The 20571-nt window shown below is 53.0% G+C and carries 17 protein-coding genes, 2 tRNA genes and 3 rRNA genes; 3 read left to right on the top strand and 19 right to left on the bottom strand.

The features are described from left to right. Positions 1-168: 168 nt before the first annotated feature. The 5 genes from rrf to AC07R0_RS17390 form a co-directional block, all read right to left on the bottom strand. Positions 169-281, bottom strand: a 5S ribosomal RNA gene (gene rrf, locus AC07R0_RS17410). A 143-nt stretch (positions 282-424) separates the two neighbouring features. Then, a 23S ribosomal RNA gene (locus AC07R0_RS17405) occupies positions 425-3306 on the bottom strand. 372 nt (positions 3307-3678) lie between these two features. Next, a tRNA-Ala gene (locus AC07R0_RS17400) sits at positions 3679-3754 on the bottom strand. Positions 3755-3781: 27 nt separating this feature from the next. Next, positions 3782-3858 (bottom strand) — tRNA-Ile (locus AC07R0_RS17395). A 120-nt stretch (positions 3859-3978) separates the two neighbouring features. After that, a 16S ribosomal RNA gene (locus AC07R0_RS17390) occupies positions 3979-5506 on the bottom strand. Together the 16S, 23S and 5S rRNA genes with 2 tRNA genes alongside form the textbook arrangement of a ribosomal RNA operon. Positions 5507-5993: 487 nt before the next feature. Between AC07R0_RS17390 and AC07R0_RS17385 the strand changes: the two genes are divergently transcribed. Beyond that, a complete protein-coding gene (locus AC07R0_RS17385; RefSeq protein WP_495105767.1) occupies positions 5994-7904 on the top strand; it encodes an ATP-binding cassette domain-containing protein in 1911 nt (636 codons plus the stop codon). An 87-nt stretch (positions 7905-7991) separates the two neighbouring features. On the opposite strand, the gene AC07R0_RS17380 is transcribed toward AC07R0_RS17385, so the two are convergent. The 7 genes from AC07R0_RS17380 to AC07R0_RS17350 all read right to left on the bottom strand — a co-directional run bounded on the left by AC07R0_RS17380 (position 7992) and on the right by AC07R0_RS17350 (position 14320). Beyond that, a complete protein-coding gene (locus AC07R0_RS17380; protein ID WP_495098456.1) occupies positions 7992-9089 on the bottom strand; it encodes a protein-glutamate methylesterase/protein-glutamine glutaminase in 1098 nt (365 codons plus the stop codon). Positions 9090-9098: 9 nt separating this feature from the next. Continuing rightward, the gene (cheD, locus tag AC07R0_RS17375; RefSeq protein ID WP_495098583.1) at positions 9099-9809 is read right to left on the bottom strand and encodes a chemoreceptor glutamine deamidase CheD; all 711 of its coding nucleotides are present in this window, start codon (positions 9807-9809) and stop codon (positions 9099-9101) included. Between the two features lie 117 nt (positions 9810-9926). Next, entirely contained in the window at positions 9927-10784 is an 858-nt protein-coding gene (locus AC07R0_RS17370) for a CheR family methyltransferase (protein ID WP_495098457.1), read from the bottom strand. A 13-nt stretch (positions 10785-10797) separates the two neighbouring features. Beyond that, positions 10798-11277 carry a chemotaxis protein CheW gene (locus AC07R0_RS17365; RefSeq protein ID WP_495098458.1) on the bottom strand — a complete coding sequence of 160 codons (480 nt, stop codon included), beginning with the start codon at positions 11275-11277 and terminating at the stop codon, positions 10798-10800. 45 nt (positions 11278-11322) lie between these two features. After that, positions 11323-13416 carry a chemotaxis protein CheW gene (locus AC07R0_RS17360; RefSeq protein WP_495105766.1) on the bottom strand — a complete coding sequence of 698 codons (2094 nt, stop codon included), beginning with the start codon at positions 13414-13416 and terminating at the stop codon, positions 11323-11325. Positions 13417-13452: 36 nt separating this feature from the next. Beyond that, complete coding sequence (locus AC07R0_RS17355; protein ID WP_490591175.1) at positions 13453-13815, bottom strand: response regulator; 363 nt, start codon at positions 13813-13815, stop codon at positions 13453-13455. A 58-nt stretch (positions 13816-13873) separates the two neighbouring features. Further along, the gene (locus tag AC07R0_RS17350) at positions 13874-14320 is read right to left on the bottom strand and encodes a hypothetical protein (RefSeq protein WP_495098460.1); all 447 of its coding nucleotides are present in this window, start codon (positions 14318-14320) and stop codon (positions 13874-13876) included. Positions 14321-14488: 168 nt separating this feature from the next. Here AC07R0_RS17350 and AC07R0_RS17345 point away from each other — a divergent pair, with 168 nt between their 5' ends. Together AC07R0_RS17345 and AC07R0_RS17340 are read left to right on the top strand one after the other, a co-directional pair. Then, on the top strand, positions 14489-15601 hold the full coding sequence (locus AC07R0_RS17345) for a hybrid sensor histidine kinase/response regulator (RefSeq protein WP_495105765.1): 1113 nt from the start codon (positions 14489-14491) through the stop codon (positions 15599-15601). Continuing rightward, positions 15598-16227, top strand: a complete 630-nt coding sequence (locus AC07R0_RS17340) for a response regulator (RefSeq protein ID WP_495105764.1) — start codon at positions 15598-15600, stop codon at positions 16225-16227. Before AC07R0_RS17345 ends, AC07R0_RS17340 begins: the two co-directional genes overlap by 4 nt. Positions 16228-16253: 26 nt before the next feature. Here the strand turns inward: AC07R0_RS17340 and fliR are convergent, their stop codons facing one another. From fliR to AC07R0_RS17305, 7 genes are read right to left on the bottom strand one after another with little or no spacing between them, the layout of a single operon-like run. Beyond that, complete coding sequence (gene fliR / locus AC07R0_RS17335) at positions 16254-17021, bottom strand: flagellar biosynthetic protein FliR (protein ID WP_495098463.1); 768 nt, start codon at positions 17019-17021, stop codon at positions 16254-16256. Between the two features lie 15 nt (positions 17022-17036). Next, a complete protein-coding gene (fliQ, locus tag AC07R0_RS17330) occupies positions 17037-17306 on the bottom strand; it encodes a flagellar biosynthesis protein FliQ (protein ID WP_495098464.1) in 270 nt (89 codons plus the stop codon). A gap of 12 nt (positions 17307-17318) precedes the next feature. After that, positions 17319-18050 carry a flagellar type III secretion system pore protein FliP gene (gene fliP / locus AC07R0_RS17325; protein WP_495098584.1) on the bottom strand — a complete coding sequence of 244 codons (732 nt, stop codon included), beginning with the start codon at positions 18048-18050 and terminating at the stop codon, positions 17319-17321. Positions 18051-18072: 22 nt separating this feature from the next. Beyond that, positions 18073-18399 carry a flagellar biosynthetic protein FliO gene (locus AC07R0_RS17320; protein WP_495105763.1) on the bottom strand — a complete coding sequence of 109 codons (327 nt, stop codon included), beginning with the start codon at positions 18397-18399 and terminating at the stop codon, positions 18073-18075. Positions 18400-18404: 5 nt separating this feature from the next. After that, positions 18405-18824, bottom strand: coding sequence for a flagellar motor switch protein FliN (gene fliN, locus AC07R0_RS17315; protein WP_490591183.1), 420 nt, complete (start codon positions 18822-18824; stop codon positions 18405-18407). Continuing rightward, complete coding sequence (fliM, locus tag AC07R0_RS17310; protein WP_490591184.1) at positions 18811-19818, bottom strand: flagellar motor switch protein FliM; 1008 nt, start codon at positions 19816-19818, stop codon at positions 18811-18813. The genes fliN and fliM overlap by 14 nt, the downstream gene beginning before the upstream one ends. A gap of 22 nt (positions 19819-19840) precedes the next feature. Further along, entirely contained in the window at positions 19841-20422 is a 582-nt protein-coding gene (locus AC07R0_RS17305; protein ID WP_495105762.1) for a flagellar basal body-associated FliL family protein, read from the bottom strand. Positions 20423-20571: the final 149 nt, after the last annotated feature.

Below are 20571 nucleotides of genomic sequence, written 5' to 3'. Positions count from 1 at the left end.
CAAGCCGACTTTTACATCAACCAACTTGACTCACTGTGATCAGCGAAGCCTTGTATTCTAGCATGCTTTTAGAGCATGCCCGCAAAACGTTTCCGTTTTCTTTAGTGCTTGCTTGCAGGCACTAAAGAAAACGCCCAGTCAGCTGACTGGGCGTTTCTTGCTGTAATAGCCTGACGATGACCTACTTTCACACGGGAACCCGCACTATCATCGGCGCAGAGGCGTTTCACTGTCCTGTTCGGGATGGGAAGGAGTGGGACCACCTCGCTATGGTCATCAGGCATAACTTGTTGCCACCCTGACATCGGTCAGGGCAACGAATTCATAGAGATTTAATCAGCTCCGGCATCGCACCGGATATGTTTTTTGAATGCGTCTACTTGGCATAACTATTCTTCAAAGAACCTAGGCTCATCAAAGTTATAGGGTCAAGCCGCACGAGCAATTAGTATCAGTTAGCTTAACGCATTACTGCGCTTCCACACCTGACCTATCAACGTCCTGGTCTTGAACGACTCTTTAGGGGGCTCAAGGCCCCGGCAGATCTCATCTTGAAACGAGTTTCCCGCTTAGATGCTTTCAGCGGTTATCTCTTCCACACTTAGCTACTCGGCAATGCCACTGGCGTGACAACCGATACACCAGAGGTGTGTCCACTCCGGTCCTCTCGTACTAGGAGCAGGCTTCCTCAAATCTGCAGCGCCCACGGAAGATAGGGACCAAACTGTCTCACGACGTTTTAAACCCAGCTCACGTACCTCTTTAAATGGCGAACAGCCATACCCTTGGGACCGGCTACAGCCCCAGGATGAGATGAGCCGACATCGAGGTGCCAAACACCGCCGTCGATATGAACTCTTGGGCGGTATCAGCCTGTTATCCCCAGAGTACCTTTTATCCGTTGAGCGATGGCCCTTCCATACAGAACCACCGGATCACTATGTCCTGCTTTCGCATCTGCTCGACTTGTCAGTCTCGCAGTTAAGCACGCTTATGCCATTGCACTATCATCACGATGTCCGACCGTAACTAGCGTACCTTCGAACTCCTCCGTTACGCTTTGGGAGGAGACCGCCCCAGTCAAACTGCCTACCATGCACTGTCCCCGATCCAGATAATGGACCTAGGTTAGAACCTCAAACACACCAGGGTGGTATTTCAACGTTGGCTCCATGTGATCTAGCGACCACACTTCAAAGCCTCCCACCTATCCTACACAGATCTGTTCAAAGTCCAATACAAAGCTACAGTAAAGGTTCATGGGGTCTTTCCGTCTTTCCGCGGGGAGATTGCATCATCACAAACATTTCAACTTCGCTGAGTCTCAGGAGGAGACAGTGTGGCCATCGTTACGCCATTCGTGCAGGTCGGAACTTACCCGACAAGGAATTTCGCTACCTTAGGACCGTTATAGTTACGGCCGCCGTTTACTGGGACTTCAATCAAGAGCTTGCACCCCATCATTTAATCTTCCAGCACCGGGCAGGCGTCACACCCTATACGTCCACTTTCGTGTTTGCAGAGTGCTGTGTTTTTAATAAACAGTCGCAGCCACCGATTTTTTGCAACCCCGTTGGGCTCCATCCGCAAGGGACTTCACCTACTAAAGGCACACCTTCTTCCGAAGTTACGGTGTCAATTTGCCGAGTTCCTTCTCCTGAGTTCTCTCAAGCGCCTTAGAATACTCATCTCGCGCACCAGTGTCGGTTTGCGGTACGGTCGTGTGTAGCTGAAGCTTAGTGGCTTTTCCTGGAAGCAGGGTATCACTCACTTCGGCTGCAAGCAGCCTCGTTATCACCCCTCATCTAAGCCCGGCGGATTTACCTACCAGGCACGACTACAGGCTTGAACCAACATATCCAACAGTTGGCTGAGCTAACCTTCTCCGTCCCCACATCGCACTACACATCGGTACAGGAATATTGACCTGTTTCCCATCAACTACGCATCTCTGCCTCGCCTTAGGGGCCGACTCACTCTACGCCGATGAACGTTGCGTAGAAAACCTTGCGCTTACGGCGAGGGGGCTTTTCACCCCCTTTAACGCTACTCATGTCAGCATTCGCACTTCTGATACCTCCAGCAGGGTTTACACCGCCACCTTCACAGGCCTACAGAACGCTCTCCTACCACTTGCAATAAATTGCAAATCCGCAGCTTCGGTAACTGGCTTAGCCCCGTTACATCTTCCGCGCAGGACGACTCGATCAGTGAGCTATTACGCTTTCTTTAAATGATGGCTGCTTCTAAGCCAACATCCTGACTGTTTTAGCCTTCCCACTTCGTTTCCCACTTAGCCAATTTTAGGGACCTTAGCTGGCGGTCTGGGTTGTTTCCCTCTTGAGTCCGGACGTTAGCACCCGGTGCTCTGTCTCCCAAGCTGTACTCGTCGGTATTCGGAGTTTGCATTGGTTTGGTAAGTCGCCATGACCCCCTAGCCAAAACAGTGCTCTACCCCCGACGGTAATACTTGAGGCACTACCTAAATAGTTTTCGGAGAGAACCAGCTATTTCCAAGTTTGTTTAGCCTTTCACCCCTATCCACAGCTCATCCGCTAGTTTTGCAACACTAGTCGGTTCGGACCTCCAGTGCGTGTTACCGCACCTTCATCCTGGCCATGGATAGATCACTTGGTTTCGGGTCTACACCCAGCGACTGAATCGCCCTATTCGGACTCGGTTTCCCTACGCCTTCCCTATTCGGTTAAGCTTGCCACTGAATGTAAGTCGCTGACCCATTATACAAAAGGTACGCAGTCACCCCTTTCGAGGCTCCTACTTTTTGTAAGCATGCGGTTTCAGGATCTATTTCACTCCCCTCCCGGGGTTCTTTTCGCCTTTCCCTCACGGTACTAGTTCACTATCGGTCAATGATGAGTATTTAGCCTTGGAGGATGGTCCCCCCATATTCAGACAGGATTTCTCGTGTCCCGCCCTACTTTTCGTTAACTTAGTACCACGCGTCTGCTTTCACGTACGGGGCTATCACCCGCTATGGCTAGCCTTTCCAAGCTATTCCGTTAACAGTCGCGCTATCACTAACAGGCTTTTCCGATTTCGCTCGCCACTACTTTCGGAATCTCGGTTGATGTCTTTTCCTCGAGCTACTGAGATGTTTCAGTTCACCCGGTTCGCCTCGCATGACTATGTATTCATCATGCGATACCCCTAAGGGTGGGTTTCCCCATTCAGAAATCTCCGGATCAAAGCTAATTTGCCAGCTCCCCGAAGCTTATCGCAGGCTATCACGTCTTTCGTCGCCTATCATTGCCAAGGCATCCACCACATGCTCTTATTCACTTGACCCTATAACTTTGACGTCTCTTTACAGAAACACCGCCGTTGTCTTCAAGGAATGTTTGATTGGTCTTTCACCAATCGCGTTATGCCGTAAACAACTACAGCTCTTTCGAGCTTTCATCGTTAATTTTGAATTTCAAACCAAAGTCTGAATATTCGTTTTGACGCAATCAAAAATTTGTCGCTAGCGGCACGGTCTGCACTAAACCTTTACGAATGTGCAGTTTCCGCTAGCAACGCTGATTAAACTCTATGAATTTTTAATGAACAGCCGATTAACCTTTCGGTTAATTTATATCGATCAATAGATATTGATCAACAACAAAGTAGCCTCGTTAAAAGCCACTTTGGTGTTGAATGGATAAGCACCAACAATATTGGTGGAGGTGACAGGACTCGAACCCGCTACCTACTGCTTGCAAAGCAGCCGCTCTCCCAGCTGAGCTACACCCCCACAAAAACGGCAGTGTTGTTGAATGGATGGTGGGTCTGGTTGGTTTCGAACCAACGACCCCCGCCTTATCAAGACGGTGCTCTAACCAACTGAGCTACAGACCCAAGCCGGTCGCTCCGAGATCCATCTCAAACAAAATCAAGGACTTCGTTTAAAAATCGTCTTAGCGACAACCTTCCAACAACCGATAAGTGTGGGCATTCAAATTTGATTGCAGTTTCCAGAAAGGAGGTGATCCAGCCGCACCTTCCGATACGGCTACCTTGTTACGACTTCACCCCAGTCACGAACCCTGCCGTGGTAATCGCCCTCCTTGCGGTTAGGCTAACTACTTCTGGCAGAACCCGCTCCCATGGTGTGACGGGCGGTGTGTACAAGACCCGGGAACGTATTCACCGTGACATTCTGATCCACGATTACTAGCGATTCCGACTTCACGCAGTCGAGTTGCAGACTGCGATCCGGACTACGACTGGTTTTATGGGATTAGCTCCCCCTCGCGGGTTGGCAACCCTTTGTACCAGCCATTGTATGACGTGTGTAGCCCCACCTATAAGGGCCATGAGGACTTGACGTCATCCCCACCTTCCTCCGGTTTGTCACCGGCAGTCTCACTAGAGTGCCCAACTAAATGTAGCAACTAATGACAAGGGTTGCGCTCGTTGCGGGACTTAACCCAACATCTCACGACACGAGCTGACGACAGCCATGCAGCACCTGTGTTACGGCTCTCTTTCGAGCACGAAGCTATCTCTAGCGACTTCCGTACATGTCAAAGGTGGGTAAGGTTTTTCGCGTTGCATCGAATTAAACCACATCATCCACCGCTTGTGCGGGTCCCCGTCAATTCCTTTGAGTTTCAACCTTGCGGCCGTACTCCCCAGGCGGTCAACTTCACGCGTTAGCTTCGTTACTGAGTCAGTGAAGACCCAACAACCAGTTGACATCGTTTAGGGCGTGGACTACCAGGGTATCTAATCCTGTTTGCTCCCCACGCTTTCGTGCATGAGCGTCAGTACAGGTCCAGGGGATTGCCTTCGCCATCGGTGTTCCTCCGCATATCTACGCATTTCACTGCTACACGCGGAATTCCATCCCCCTCTACCGTACTCTAGCTATGCAGTCACAAATGCAGGTCCCAGGTTGAGCCCGGGGATTTCACATCTGTCTTACATAACCGCCTGCGCACGCTTTACGCCCAGTAATTCCGATTAACGCTCGCACCCTACGTATTACCGCGGCTGCTGGCACGTAGTTAGCCGGTGCTTATTCTTACGGTACCGTCATTAGCCTACCGTATTAGGGCAGACCGTTTCGTTCCGTACAAAAGCAGTTTACAACCCGAAGGCCTTCATCCTGCACGCGGCATTGCTGGATCAGGCTTGCGCCCATTGTCCAAAATTCCCCACTGCTGCCTCCCGTAGGAGTCTGGACCGTGTCTCAGTTCCAGTGTGGCTGGTCGTCCTCTCAGACCAGCTACAGATCGTCGCCTTGGTGGGCTTTTACCCCACCAACTAGCTAATCTGATATCGGCCGCTCCAATCGCGCGAGGCCCGAAGGTCCCCCGCTTTCATCCAGAGATCGTATGCGGTATTAGCACAGCTTTCGCTGCGTTATCCCCCACGACTGGGCACGTTCCGATATATTACTCACCCGTTCGCCACTCGTCAGCTTAACCTGTTACCGTTCGACTTGCATGTGTAAGGCATGCCGCCAGCGTTCAATCTGAGCCAGGATCAAACTCTATAGTTCGATCTTGAATTTTTTGCCCCTGACTTTTACCGCCAGAGGCCACTCATAAATTGGAATCAACGCAAAACTCAACAAGTGAATTTCACATCTATTTACTTCATGAGCGTTTGTAGTGTCATGCACTAGTTCCGAAGAACTTGGCAATCGCATTCAAACGCCCACGCTTATCGGCTGTATATTTTTAAGGATCAGCAAGCCGACTTTTACATCAACCAACTTGACTCACTGTGATCAGCGAAGCCTTGTATTCTAGCATGCTTTTAGAGCATGAGGACTAAATTCTTCTCCTTACCACCAACTACCGGCCACCTTGGTGGCCCTCGTCAGGGTAGCCTTAAAGTATATACCGGATTTGCGCGGCGCGCCCCTATATCGCAAATTTAGTTGCTCAATCACGGAGCCGTGGTCCTACCGTTCAGCGCATCCTAAACTCTCCACCAGCAGTCATTCACGGGCACAAACCACGAGGCAGGATAATCGCCACAACATGGCACTCATTACCCTACTCGACGCCCAACTGGCTTTTGGTCACGTCGCACTGCTCGACAAAGCCGCTTTTTCACTTGAAACCACGGAGCGTGTGGGCCTCATTGGCCGCAACGGGGCTGGCAAGTCATCCATGCTCAAGATTCTGGGTGGGCTGGAAAAGCCTGATGACGGCACGATGCATGTACAGCAAGGCTTGCGCATTGCCTACGTGGCCCAAGAACCAGCCCTAGACCCAGAAGTCACCATCTTCAAAGCCGCCAGCGTAGGACTTGCCACCGTCATTGAAGCCCGGGATCTGTATCTTTCCGGCGCCGAAGGGGTAGACCTGGACGCATTGCAATCTCAAATTGAAGCCTTCGATGCGTGGAATTGGGAGCAACGCGTGGAAGAAACTCTGCACCGCCTGCATCTAGACCCCGAGGCCATCGTCGGAACTTTATCTGGGGGCACCAAAAAGCGCGTGGCACTCGCGCAAGCGTTGGTTGCCAAGCCAGACGTGCTACTACTTGACGAGCCGACCAATCACCTGGACCTGGACTCTATTGAGTGGCTGGAAGATCTGCTGATCGACTTCAAAGGGAGCCTGATTACCATCACCCACGACCGCAGCTTTCTGAACCGCGTCGCCACCCGCATTGTGGAACTTGACCGCGGCAAGCTCGGCTCCTACCCTGGCAACTTCGAACAATATGTACTGCAGAAAGAAGAGCAGCTAGCACAAGAGGCCGTTATCAGCGCAAAGGCCGACAAGCTACTGGCACAAGAGGAAATCTGGATACGCAAGGGTGTGGAAGCGCGCCGCACTCGCAGCCAAAGCCGCATCAGCCGCCTAGAAACACTGCGCAGTAGCCGTGCCGCGCGCCGAGAGGCACAAGGTAGCGTCAATCTGGATGTGGCGTCTGGCCAGTCAAGTGGCAAGATCGTGGCGGAGCTTACCGATGTCAGCAAGTCCTTCGGCGACAAGGTCATCGTCAAGGGCTTCAGCGACGTAATTTTGCGTGGTGACAAGGTCGGCCTGCTCGGAGCCAATGGGGCGGGCAAAAGCACTTTGCTCAAGCTCATTCTGGGCGAAATCCAGCCAGACAGCGGCAAGGTGCGCCAGGGCGCGAATTTGCAGGTCGCTTACTTCGACCAGATGCGCAACGCACTGGATCTGGATGCCACACTGGAGGACTTCATCAGCCCCGGCAGCGAATGGATCGAGATTGGCAACCAGCGCAAGCACGTCAAGAGCTATCTGAGCGACTTCCTGTTCTCAGCAGCGCGCGCCAATTCGCCGGTCCGCTCCCTGTCTGGCGGCGAACGCAACCGCTTATTGCTGGCCCGCTTGTTCGCCCGACCCGCGAACGTGCTGGTGCTGGACGAACCGACCAACGACCTGGACATCGACACCCTGGAACTGCTGGAAGACCTGCTGCAGAACTACGACGGCACGGTTTTCCTGGTCAGCCATGACAGGGCATTCCTAGACAACGTGGTTACCAGCATCATTGCCCATGAACCAGAGGAGCGCCCTGGCTTCTGGCGTGAATACGAAGGCAGCGTGCAGGACTGGTTGATCCAGAGCAAACGCGCCAAAATGATCACAGAAACCAATAGAAAAAACACGCCACAGCGCGCGTCAGATCAACAGGTTTCGCTAGCAAATACAGAGCAAAAATCGACAGCTACGACGCCCACGACGGGAAAGGCCCGCAAGCTCAGCTTCAAGGAACAACGTGAACTGGACGGCTTGCCCGCACAGATTAGCCAGTTAGAACAGGAGCAGGCCGCCATCAACGCGGAGTTGGCCGATGGCCGCATCTACTCTACGGACGCCGCCAAGGCTACGGCCCTGGTGCAACGCAACGCAGAGATCGACGAGTTATTGTTAACTGCGCTAGAACGCTGGGAAATGCTCAGCAGCTAATTGCTATGGTAGTGATAGCTGCATGCGCAGATAAAACCTGCGCTAGCGGCCGATTTCTTTAGCCATCTAGCGTGACATTTGCCACCATCAAATGCGGTTGTGCAAACGGTCGCCACCAGCGCCCAGCTTGGCCAGCAACGCAGGGGCAATTTTGTCTAACGGCAGAACTTCATCCGCGGCGCCATGGGCAATGGCCTCGCGCGGCATGCCAAACACCACGCAGCTGGCCTCGTCTTGCACGTAGTTGTAGCTACCTTTGTCGTGCATTTCACGCATGGCGCGCGCGCCATCATTGCCCATACCAGTGAGCATGATGCCGTAGGCATTCCGTCCGACCATCTCGGCGCACGAGAGAAACAAAACCTCTACCGATGGGCGGTGTCGGTTAACGGGCTCGCCATCCTCCACAACCGCCACATAGTTCGCTCCGCTGCGCCCCACCCGGAAGTGCTTGCCGCCCGGCGCAATATAGGCGTGGCCTGGCAGTATGCGTTCACCATGCACCGCCTCCTTGACCGTGATCTGGCACAAGCTGTTAAGCCGGGCCGCAAAGCTGGTGGTGAAGCCAGGTGGCATATGCTGGGTGATCACAATAGCGGGTGCATCTGCAGGCATACGCACCAAAATTTCCTTAATCGCCTCAGTGCCGCCGGTGGATGCCCCTATACAGATCATTTTCTCTGTCGACAAACGCCCGATCAAGGTATTAGCAGGGCGCGCTACCGGCGTAGGTGGAGCACCAATTTGCTCACCCAATGCCAACGCCGGAGGACGGCGGAACTGGGCCACCGATGCAACGCGCACCTTGTCCACGATTTCTGCAGCCAGATCCTTCAAACCGTTCGCCAAACCGATGCGAGGTTTAGCCACAAAATCTACAGCCCCCAACTCCAGGGCTCGCATAGTGACCTCAGCCCCCTGGGCCGTCATGGTGGAAATCATCACCACAGGCATGGGCCGCAGGCGCATCAAACGCCCTAGGAAATCAATGCCGTCCATGCGCGGCATTTCCACGTCCAAAGTGATCACATCGGGATCCAGGCTGCGGATCATTTCACGCGCAATCAAAGGGTCGTTGGCCGCACCCACGCACTCCATATCAGCTTGACGGTTGATGATTTCTGTCAACAAACTGCGCACCAAAGCCGAATCGTCCACCACCAACACACGGATCTTCTTCATCACCCCACCTGACTAAAACAAATCGACCGACCCACCCGAAGTGGACTTCACCACCGTAGCCACGTTGCCACGCCGCTCGGTCACCGCCTGGTCTGGATGCGCATGGGCCAAACGCTTCACCATGGCCTTACCCGTCACAGGGAAAAAGCATACTTTGCGCGGATAAATGTCCAACACATCTTGCGAGAGCAGCGGAATACGCTCCGTCTGCAAGTAATCAATTACAAACTGCGTATTGCGCTCGCCCACATTCATGGTGGTGAAGTTGGACATCACCTGACCGCCACCAAAAATCTTGGCCTGCATGGTTTCCCGGCGAGCTCCGCTCTTGAGCATCTCATTGATAAGCAGCTCCATGGCGTATGAACCATAGCGCCCCGCCCCTGAACCATCATCGCCATCAGGCAGCATGAAATGGTTCATACCCCCGACCTGAGCACGACTGTCCCACAGACATGCCGCGATACAGGATCCCAGCACTGTCATGATGACCAGATTCTCATCCGACACAAAATACTCACCAGGAAGTACCTTGACAGCATTGAACTGGAAGTGGTGATCTGCATAGAAAAAAGAAGCTTCACCCGGCTTGCGAGGACGACTCTTCAACTGCTCCAGCGTGCAGTTACGTTCGCTCAACGGCCTGCCACCGGGTGTTGCCCCCACACGTGCGGCACGACGACGGTCGGCATCCGGCCCAATGGGAAACTCACCCGCCGCCATGCGCTGGGCGAGAGTAGGACCCGCAGTTCTAGGAATATCCATAGTCGTCAATCGTCCAACGCAATAGAGCCTACCGCCTGCATACCAAACCATGAACCGCCATGGGGCAAAAAACCTTCAGCAGCGTTCATAACACGTCTTTCCACGCAAGATGAACAGGTCCCGGGACTCACTGAAATTTTCCGCATGACCCACAAACAACATACCACCGGGCTTCATGACACGATGAATGCGCTCCAGCACAGCACGCTGGGTTGCCGCATCAAAATAAATCATGACGTTGCGACAAAAGACAACATCAAACGGATCCCGAAACGGCCAGTCGTTGCGAATCAAATTGATACTAAGGAAATCAATCATGCGGCGCAGTTCTGGCTTGATGCGTACCAGACCAGCGTTTTCACCCTTACCACGCAGTAAAAATTTTTGCATGCGAGCCTGGTCCAACCCCTTGAGATTGTCCAGGCGATAAATGCCCTGAGCCGCCGATGCCAACACCTTGGAATCAATATCACTGGCCGCCAACTTGAACGCAGCGCCAGCGCCCAGGGACTCCATCGCGGTCATGGCGATCGAATACGGCTCTTCACCCGTAGAAGATGCACTGCACCAAACATTCCAAGGCGTTGCAGCAGGTCGAGACTTCAGCAAGGCAGCAAGCATTTCAAAATGGTGCTGCTCTCGAAAAAAAGCGGTGAGATTGGTGGTGAGGGCATTCACAAACTCCTGCCACTCGGGACCATCGGAACGCTCCAGCCACCCCAGGTATTCATGAAAACTGCCATGCCCCGTTTCACGCAATCTGCGCGACAAACGGCTGTACACCATGGCATGCTTGCCATCATGCAGCTTGATACCCGCATGCTTGTATATCAGCGACTGCACGCGCTCAAAATCAGCGTCCGTCCAAATGAACTCACGGCCCTCTGCAACAGGACCGTTACTGGCTGCAGCAGGTGAATAGCTCTGAAGCATGGAGGGGCGCGGTTCAGTCGGCAGACAAGGCCATATCGGCGCCGGACATCAGCCTCTCAATATCCAGCAAGATCAGCATCCGCTCATTGACCGAGCCCAGTCCCAATATGCAGCCGTTGTCGATGATGCTTTCGATATCCGGAGCAGACTTGATGCTGTCAGCCGCAAGCTCAAGCACGTCACTGACAGAATCCACGACGATACCCACAATACGGCTACGCAGATTCAAAATGATGACCACCGTAAAGCTGTTGTATTCAGCCTCCGAACAATTGAACTTGAGCCGCATGTCCACAATAGGCACGATGGTGCCACGCAAATTAACCACCCCTTTGATGAAGGTTGGCGCATTGGCGATACGCGTAGGAGGTTCGTATCCACGAATTTCCTGCACCTTGAGAATGTCGATGCCGTACTCTTCCTGGCTCAACCTAAAAGTCAAATACTCCCGTGCAGCAGTAGTCAAATCACCTGCTCGTTCCATTGCACCCATATCTCTCTCCTTCAAGGTCTAACAGTTTGCGCTTACGCTGCAGCATCAATGGCGCGAACGACGCACCAACGCACCAATATCCAGAATCAAAGCCACTTTACCGTCACCCATGATGGTGGCTCCAGAAACATTTGAGACTTTGCGGTAATTGGACTCGAGGTTCTTCACCACAACCTGGTGCTGCCCCAACAACTCGTTCACCAGCAAAGCCACGCGGCTGCCTTCTGACTCCACGACCACCATGATGTTGTTGGCCTTATCAGCATCAAGAATTGGCACCTGGAAGATCTTTTCCAGGGAGATCACGGGCATATATTCCTCGCGAACCTTCACCAATTGCGAGCCCTGTGCAACCGTACTAACCGACTCATCATTGACTTGGAAAGACTCCACTACAGATGACAGCGGCAGTATGTAGACCTCATCCCCCACACTGACTGACATCCCATCCATGATGGCCAGTGTCAACGGAAGGCGTACAGACACCTTCATGCCAAAACCTTCACTGGAATCAATATCAACAGTTCCGTTGAGCGAAGCAATATTGCGCTTGACCACGTCCATACCGACGCCACGCCCGGACACATCGGTTACGACATCGGCGGTAGAAAAACCTGGGGCGAAAATCAGCTGCCACACTTCTGAATCAGACATGCTGTCACTGACATCCAGTCCACGCTCTCGGGCCTTGCGTAGAATTTTCTCGCGCGACATACCACGGCCATCGTCTCGGACTTCAATCACGATAGAACCGCCTTGGTGCGCGGCAGACAAGGTAATCGTGCCATTTTCAGACTTGCCAGCCGCAAGACGCTCCTCCGGCATTTCAATACCGTGGTCGCAGCTATTGCGAACCAAATGGGTCAATGGATCAGTAATCTTCTCTACCAGGCCTTTGTCCAGCTCCGTCGCTTCACCCTGGGTCACAAAATCCACCTTCTTGCCCAAGCGGTTTGCCAAATCACGTAGCATGCGGGGAAAGCGGCTGAAAACGATCGACATCGGAATCATGCGAATAGACATCACAGACTCTTGCAAGTCCCGGGTGTTGCGGTCCAGATCCGCCAGACCTGCAAACAATTGCTGGTGCATGGCCGGATCCAGTCCCTGGCTGTTTTGGGCCAGCATGGCTTGGGTGATAACCAACTCGCCCACCAAGTTGATCAGTTGATCAACCTTTTTAATATCAACGCGAATAGTGGTGGCCTCAAGAGGCGTCTGAGCGGCCGCTTTAGGCTCTGCCTTACCCCCTTTGGGTCCATCCGCAGAGACGACTACAGCACGCTCCTCTGGGTGACCTGGCGCCCCTACAAAGAAACCATACTCCTCCTCTCCTGAGGACACTGTTGCAGCAGTAACCTCTGCAACCAGCGGTGCGGCCTCTGCCACAACAGCATTTGCTGCTTCAGCTCGATCACGAATCAATACTTTTTCTTTGGCAACATGAAATACAAACAAATCGAGCAAATCTGCATCTGAAGACGTCGTTTCAACCGCAAAAACACGGGTGTCAGATTGATCGCTCGGCAAACTGGTCACGGAACCCAGGCCTGGAATATCTCTGAACAACTCCTGCACAGGATCAGCTTGCTCTGGACGTTCCAGTGGACCAATCCGAATCTCCAAGGAGCGGGTTCCACTTGGCTTGCTACTGGCCATAGGGGCCACCGCAACAGCCGGTACAGCGGGAGCAGGTGCGGCCACTGCTGGAGGCGGGACTTCACCAGCAGCCAATATGCTGATTCGCTTGACCAAAGCAGACGTAGAAACCGCCGTCCCCTCGCCTCCTGCTTGGTGCCGCGCCAACAAACTACGCGATGCGTCTGCAGACTCCAGCAAAGCATCAATCATGGGGGGAATCAACTTCAACTCATGCCGCCGCAAACGGTCGAGCAAAGACTCCATTTGATGGGTCAGCTCGGCTACATCCGAAAATCCAAATGTGGCCGCACCGCCTTTGATGGAGTGGGCGCAACGAAAAATTCCATTGAGCTCTTCATCATCCGTATTAGCCAGGTCCAGATCCAGCAGCATCTGCTCCATTTGATCCAAATTTTCGCCAGCTTCTTCAAAGAATATTTGATAGAACTGCGTCAGATCAAAATCAGCGCCCGAACTCTCTTGGTGCATCTCAGCCATACAAACTCCTGTGTTGCCTTACCAAACCACCGTTGGTCAGCGAATAACTTTTTGAATTACTTCGATCAGTCGTGTGGGGTCAAAAGGTTTCACAAGCCACCCCGTCGCGCCAGCACTGCGGCCAGCCTGCTTCATCTGATCACTAGACTCCGTAGTCAAAATCAGAATAGGGATGGTCTTGAACTTGGGATGCTCTCGCAGGAGCCGGGTCAGACCTATTCCGTCAAGCCGCGGCATGTTTTGGTCTGCAAGCACCAAGTCAATGGTATGGGACTGGGCCTTTTCGAAAGCATCTTGCCCGTCGACAGCCTCGATGACTTGGTAGCCAGCCCCGGTCAACGTGAATGACACCATCTTTCGCATTGAGGGTGAGTCGTCAACGGCAAGAATCGAATACATGAAAAACTCCAGCTAAAGAAGAGAGTGCTCGTGGATGTTAAATACAGGGTTTGGGCGACTAAAAAAGCTCAACAGAGCCAGCGTCCATCTCGCTTTGAGTTACCGGGTTAGGGCGATCTGGAGACAACGCCTCAAACGGCGCGGCCTCCTCCCCTTCTTCTTGGCCCATGGTTTCCGACGCCAAACGAAAGGCACAGCCTTGCAGCATCAGAGTGGTGTGCACAATCAATTGCGAGGCCATGTCCTGAAACTGCAGCTCAGTAACTGCGGCACGGAGATTGCTCCGAACGTCTTCTACTTCAGGCGTGTCAGGCAAAGGTACAGACTGCAGACCCAAATTCACGCTGTTGAAGCGAGTCATCAGGTTATCCATCGTGTGGCTCAGCAGACCTTCCAACCGGCTGAGGTCGTGCATCACCACCATCAAAGAATCCTGCAGCTCAGCAACCAGCATTACCGGCAGCTTAACTACGGGTCCTGTAGATATGGAAGGCTCTGTTTGCATGTATTCTCCGTCGCTGCAGGAAAGCCCTTGGACAAATTGCCTCGTTATAGACGGATAGTAATTCTATTTCACATCCTGTTACCGAAAATCTGCAAAATCAATCGAACCGGCCCATCTAGCGTGGCTACTTCCGCGTATTTTTCACATCATTTTCAGTAAACGCACGGCATGCAAAACACCACCGACGCCCGTCCAATTCAGGTACTTCACCTAGAAGACTCCATAGTCGACCACGAACTGGTCGTCATGGCGTTGCGTAGACAAGGCTTGACGTGCGAGGTCACCCGTGTGGAAACCCTCGAAGCCTTTGATAGGTTAACGCAAACATCAACATTTGACGTCATTCTGGCGGACTACAGGTTACCAGGCTTTACTGCAATAGATGCCTGGGACCACCTTCAGCAGCAACATGGACCACCTCCCTTTATCCTGCTATCGGGTGCCATCGGTGAGGCTGCCGCAGTGGATGCCATCAGATTGGGGTTTAGTGACTACCTTTTGAAAGATGACATCAACAAGCTGGCGCACGTGATGGCCCGCGCCATTGAGGTGCGAGAAACGCGTATAGCCAAGGAGCGGGCAGATGTGGAATTGGCCGCATCGGAACGTAGACTGGGCGAACTTGCAGAGCATCTGCAATCGTCCATCGAGCAAGAGCGCGCGGCTATTGCGCGAGAGGTACATGATGACATTGGCGGAGCTTTAGCCGCAGTAAAAATGGACCTGGCTTGGCTGGCAAGACACCACAAAGACGCAGCATCCCGAGGACATATTGGCTCGGCGCTGGAGATGTTACAACACGCTCTAGGCGCCAGCCAACGCATCATGATGAATCTGCGCCCGCCCATTCTTGACCAAGGATTGGTAGCCGCAGTCCAATGGCTGGCACACAGCTTTCAAAAACGGACAGGTATAGCGACATCAATACATGCCACCAGCGACAAGATGCATGTTAACAAAGACATTCAACTTGTCGCCTACCGCACGGCACAGGAAGCCCTTACCAATATATCCAAGCATGCAGAATGCAGCGCTGTCAGCATAGAGCTGACCGATGAAGAGGGCGTACTAACGCTGGAGATCGCCGACAATGGCAAGGGCCTGCACAAATCCTTCCTGGAAAAACCCAAGGCATTTGGCCTACGGGGACTGCATGAGAGAGCCAAAACCGTGGGGGGATGGCTGGACATCAGCAATCGAGGAGGGGTTGGCACCTCAATTATTTTGTCGGTCCCCCTACCTCACGATACGACAGAGATGCGAGTAGGGCAGCCCCCATGATCCATGTAGTTTTATGTGACGACCACGCTATGGTCCGACGCGGCATACGCGACATGCTGTCGGAGTCTGTCGACATCCAAGTCACGGGAGAGGCCGCAAGCTACGCCGAAGTACGTGAACTGCTGCGCAGCACAGCATGTGATGTACTTGTACTCGACTTGAATATGCCCGGGCGCGGAGGCATGGAGGTGCTGGCCAGCCTGCGCGAAACCGATTCGCCCATAAAGGTATTGGTAGTTTCCATGTTCCCCGAAGACCAGTACGCCATTCGCTGCCTGCGAGCTGGTGCGCAAGGCTATTTAAACAAAGCCGGAGACCCTGAGGAACTAGTATTGGCGGTCCGGACAGTCATGATGGGCCGCAAATATGTAACACCTGAAGTTTCTCAGATGCTGATAGACAGCCTGTCCAAACCCCTACTGGAGCTGCCACACGCAGCCCTCTCCGAACGGGAGATGCAGACATTAGTGAAAATCGCCTCAGGTAAGCGACTGTCGGATATTGCAGAAGAATTGCTGCTGAGCCCCAAAACTGTCAGTGTGTATAGGACCCGCGTACTGGAAAAGCTCAAACTGACGAACAACGCCGAGCTCACCGTTTACGCAATTCGCAACAACCTGGTTTAGTCGTACCCCGCACCCCCATCTGACCATCATTTGGCAGTGAACAGATCGATAGCCTTTTCCATCAACGCCATCACAGGCTGGTCCAACATGGGCAAAGTAATAGTGACCCCCACGAGCCCCATAGTCAACGTGACCGGAAAGCCTATGGAATAAATATTCATCTGTGGCGCCACGCGGGAAATAACCCCCATGGCTAAGTTAACGAACAGCAGCATGCCTATCATGGGCAGAGCAATCCACAGAGCGCTAGAAAACAAGCTGGATCCCAAGGCATACAGCTTGATGTTCTGCAGGGTGTCAAAAAAATTGCCATCCACCGGGAAACTCTCAAAACTCTTGATCACCGCCATCAAGACGATCAAGTGTCCATTCATCACCACAAACAACAAAGTCGACATATGCCCCATGAAACGGGACACAGCGCTGACCTGGGCGTTGCTGGAAGGGTCAAAAAATGAAGCGAAGTTCAAGCCCATTTGCAAGCCAACCAACTCCCCGGCCAACTCTACCGAAGTAAACACTAACCGCACCGCAAAGCCAATTGACAAGCCCACGCCAACCTGCTGCACGACAGCCCCCAAGGCCTGGGGACTATTCAAGCTCACCAACGGTTGGCCCGCCAATCCGGCTTGCGCGGCGAAGGCTACAAAAAAAGCCAAGCCGATCTTTACCCGCTGGGGAATGGAACGAATTGAAAATACCGGCGCCACACTGAACAAAGCCAGGACGCGCAAGAAGGGCCACACGATGGGCGATAGCCATGCCGCAAGCTGCGCCTCGGTAAACGTAATCACCGGAGCAGCCCTTGCTTACAAAACCAGCGTCGGAATGGACTCAATTGTCCTGCGGATGTAATCAACCAAGGTCGCCAACATCCATGGCCCAGCAATCGCAAAGGTCAACATCGCAGCAATCAGCTTTGGGACAAACGACAAGGTTGCCTCATGGATCTGCGTAATCGCCTGAAAGATACTAACCACCAAGCCGACGACTAGAACCACAGCCAGAACCGGCGATGACACCAACAATAGCAGCCACAAGGCCTCTTGCCCCATGGTGAGCACCATTTGAGAGTTCATAGAAATCTTCGGTTACTGCACGAAACTGGCTGCCAAGGAGCCAATCAACAAGTTCCACCCATCGGCCAGCACAAACAGCATCAACTTGAACGGCAATGCCACCAAAACTGGCGACAGCATCATCATCCCCAATGACATCAATACACTGGCCACCACAATATCTATCACCAGGAACGGGATGAAAATCATGAAGCCAATCTGGAATGCAGACTTCAGCTCACTTGTAACGAATGCAGGCACCAAAACACGGAGCGGGGCAGTTTCAGAGGTAACGCTTGAGTCAAGCCGGGCCAGCTTGGCAAACAAAGCAAAATCTGACTGTCGTGTTTGCTTCAACATAAACTGACGCACAGGCGCCTCGCCCTTATCCAAGGCTTGCTCAAACGTGAGTGCGTTGGTGGTGTACGGCAGGTATGCGTCTTGGTAGACGCGGTCAAATGTCGGTCCCATGACAAAGAATGTCAAAAATAAAGACAAGCCCACCACAATTTGATTGGGGGGGGTGGATTGCGTACCCAAGGCCTGACGCAACAAAGACAGCACGATAACGATCCGCGTGAAGCCGGTCATCATGAGCAAAATGGCGGGCAAAAAAGACAGCGCCGTAAAGAACAGTAACGTCTGGATCGGCACAGAGTAACTTACCCCCTGCCCCGGCGCCCCAATCAACAACGGCAAGGTACCCGCCTGCGCATACGCCTGACCCGACACCAGGCTGCCGCTGATAAGGCAAACCCAGAACAACCAAAATCGAAACAAGCGCACCTTAGACACCACTCACGCCCTGATCATGCAACGAAGACGCTACAGCGGCATAGCTTGGCTGCGAAGCCACGAGAGGAGCACTGTGCAGACAGGTAATATTTTGAGTAGTAACCCCCAGAACCAGCCAAGTCCGCGCATTGTCCGGTCCAACCTCAACAGTAACCACCTTTTGCTGCGGGCCAACAGCCACGACAGACACCAAGCGGGAACCACTCACATTGATGGGTAGCCCTCCACCTACACGCCGCTGCATCCATTTGACCGCCAATGGCACCATCGATAACAAGGCGACAAACAGCACAACCACGAGCAAGGTCTGACCCATCATATGGATTACCCCTTGCTCAAACGCTTCAAACGCTCAGAAGGCGTGACCACGTCCGTCAAACGTATGCCAAACTTATCGTTGACCACCACAACCTCCCCTTGCGCAATCAAATAGCCGTTGATCAACACATCCATGGGCTCCCCCGCAAGCGCATCCAGCTCAACCACAGAGCCCTGGGCCAACTGCAAAATATATTTGATAGGCACCTTGGTGCGCCCCAACTCCACCGACAGGGTCACCGGAATATCCAAGACCATATTGATGTCTTGAGAGGTGCCATCCTTGCCTACCGCCGCGCCACCACCGAACAAAGGACCGCCTTGGTCATCGCCCTCTACTTTCGTATCCGACACTTTTTGCTCTTCCAGAGCCTCCGCCCAAGCGGCCATCGGATCGTCATCTTCCGGTTTTTCATCCGTTGCCATTTAATTCTCCCGGGACATTACTTTCATTACCACGCAAGCACTCTTCAATACGGATCGCGTACTTTGAATTGTGCGTTCCATACTGGCACTCAAATATAGGCACGCCACCAATGGATGCTCGAATCCGCGGCTCCCGCTCCAGCTCGATGAAGTCTCCCGGCTTCATGCTCAGCAGTTGCTCCACCGTTGCTTCTGCCTGGGCCAGCTCGGCCACCAGGGTCACTTCGGCGGCCTGGATCTCCCGACTCAGCAAGGTAATCCAACGACGGTCCACCTCGACAGAATCACCCTGAGTAGACGAATACAGCACATCGCGTATTGGCTCCAACGTCGAATACGGCATGCAAATATGAATGGCACCAGCGATGTCTCCAATTTCCAGCTGGAACACCGTAGACACCACAATCTCACTAGGCGTCGCAATATTGGCGAACTGAGGCTGCATTTCCGAGCGCTGATAGTCAAGCTCCAGCGGATATATACCGTGCCAGGCTTTCTTGTACTCGGCGCAAATCACATCAACCAATCGATTGATCACGCGCTGCTCGGTCATGGAAAACTCACGACCTTCGATGCGGGTCTGGAATTTGCCTACGCCGCCATACAAGGTATCGATGACACCAAACACCAAGGATGGCTCGCATACGATCAGGCCACTGCCGCGCAGAGGGCGGATGGCCATAATGTTGAAATTGGTTGGCACCGCCAGCTCACGCAAAAAAGCGCTATACCGCCGAACCGACACGGTACCAACGGATACCTCGGGGCTTCTGCGGATGAAGTTGAACAAACCGATGCGAAAGTTGCGGGCAAAGCGCTCATTGACCACTTCCATGGTGGGCATCCGACCACGGACAATTCGCTCCTGACTGGAGATATCGTAGTTACGAATCTCCCCCGTCTCAAAAACCTCTTCAGCCGCTTTTTGACTCTCGCCGGTCACCCCTTCCAGCAGGGCATCAACCTCTTCTTGCGATAAGAATGATTCACTCATGAAGTGACTCCGTGGTCAACCATCATTGGATGATAAAACTTGAAAACAAAATGCTCTGGATGGGATTGGCCGCTGCAGCGCGCTTCTTTTTGGTGGCCTTCTTCTTTGGGGCATCAGCTGCGGCCTCTTCCGTATCCACGTCTTCGACCTCATAACCAAGTGGGGTAGAAACTTCGCGCAATATGTCGTGCGCAAGCTTCTCTTTACCTTCCTTGCTCAACAACTCTTCCGATGTGCGCTGCGAAATAAGTAGCAAAATTGCACTACGTATACTTGGCAAATAAGCTTTCACAGCATCCGACACATGCTGATCATCCACGCCGATGGTGACACCAATCTGGGCAAATTTCTCACCACCTGGATCGGCTAAATTCACAACCATATTGTCCATGGGAAGAAATACGGGTGGCGTCCCATGCTTAGCCTCAGCGTGCGCAGCCGGCGCAGCCTCCTCACCATCTTCCGCAGTCGCAGAGTGGCGCAAAAAGAAAAACCAACCGCCACCCGCCAAAACCAAGATAAGCACAACCGCCACAATAATGACGATCATTTTTTTACCCTTGGGCTTGGGCGCAGTTGCATCAGCGGCAGCAGGTGCAGACACAGTAATTCCTTCCAGATAGGGTCAACAGCGATTGACCCTCAACACCAGTTCAATCGTATGACCCATTATTGAGCCACACGAAAGATGCGATAGCCAGATAAGCGCTGAAAAACAGCTGCAATCGTGTGGCTACCGGCCCATCAGCCTGC

The organism is Rhodoferax sp. GW821-FHT07F03, assembly GCF_059418745.1.
The sequence above is the reverse complement of the archived record's forward strand: the minus strand, read 5'-3'. Positions and strand labels throughout refer to the sequence as shown.

Excerpts from the sequence above, each read along its gene's own strand:
- AC07R0_RS17340 (WP_495105764.1), top strand. The coding sequence starts at position 15,598 with ATGATCCATGTAGTTTTATGTGACGACCACGCTATGGTCCGACGCGGC.
- fliN (WP_490591183.1), bottom strand. The coding sequence starts at position 18,824 with ATGGCAACGGATGAAAAACCGGAAGATGACGATCCGATGGCCGCTTGG.
- AC07R0_RS17370 (WP_495098457.1), bottom strand. The coding sequence starts at position 10,784 with ATGCTTCAGAGCTATTCACCTGCTGCAGCCAGTAACGGTCCTGTTGCA.
- AC07R0_RS17350 (WP_495098460.1), bottom strand. The coding sequence starts at position 14,320 with ATGCAAACAGAGCCTTCCATATCTACAGGACCCGTAGTTAAGCTGCCG.
- AC07R0_RS17355 (WP_490591175.1), bottom strand. The coding sequence starts at position 13,815 with ATGTATTCGATTCTTGCCGTTGACGACTCACCCTCAATGCGAAAGATG.
- fliM (WP_490591184.1), bottom strand. The coding sequence starts at position 19,818 with ATGAGTGAATCATTCTTATCGCAAGAAGAGGTTGATGCCCTGCTGGAA.
- AC07R0_RS17320 (WP_495105763.1), bottom strand. The coding sequence starts at position 18,399 with ATGATGGGTCAGACCTTGCTCGTGGTTGTGCTGTTTGTCGCCTTGTTA.
- AC07R0_RS17385 (WP_495105767.1), top strand. The coding sequence starts at position 5,994 with ATGGCACTCATTACCCTACTCGACGCCCAACTGGCTTTTGGTCACGTC.
- AC07R0_RS17365 (WP_495098458.1), bottom strand. The coding sequence starts at position 11,277 with ATGGGTGCAATGGAACGAGCAGGTGATTTGACTACTGCTGCACGGGAG.
- cheD (WP_495098583.1), bottom strand. The coding sequence starts at position 9,809 with ATGGCGGCGGGTGAGTTTCCCATTGGGCCGGATGCCGACCGTCGTCGT.
- AC07R0_RS17360 (WP_495105766.1), bottom strand. The coding sequence starts at position 13,416 with ATGGCTGAGATGCACCAAGAGAGTTCGGGCGCTGATTTTGATCTGACG.
- AC07R0_RS17345 (WP_495105765.1), top strand. The coding sequence starts at position 14,489 with ATGCAAAACACCACCGACGCCCGTCCAATTCAGGTACTTCACCTAGAA.
- fliQ (WP_495098464.1), bottom strand. The coding sequence starts at position 17,306 with ATGAACTCTCAAATGGTGCTCACCATGGGGCAAGAGGCCTTGTGGCTG.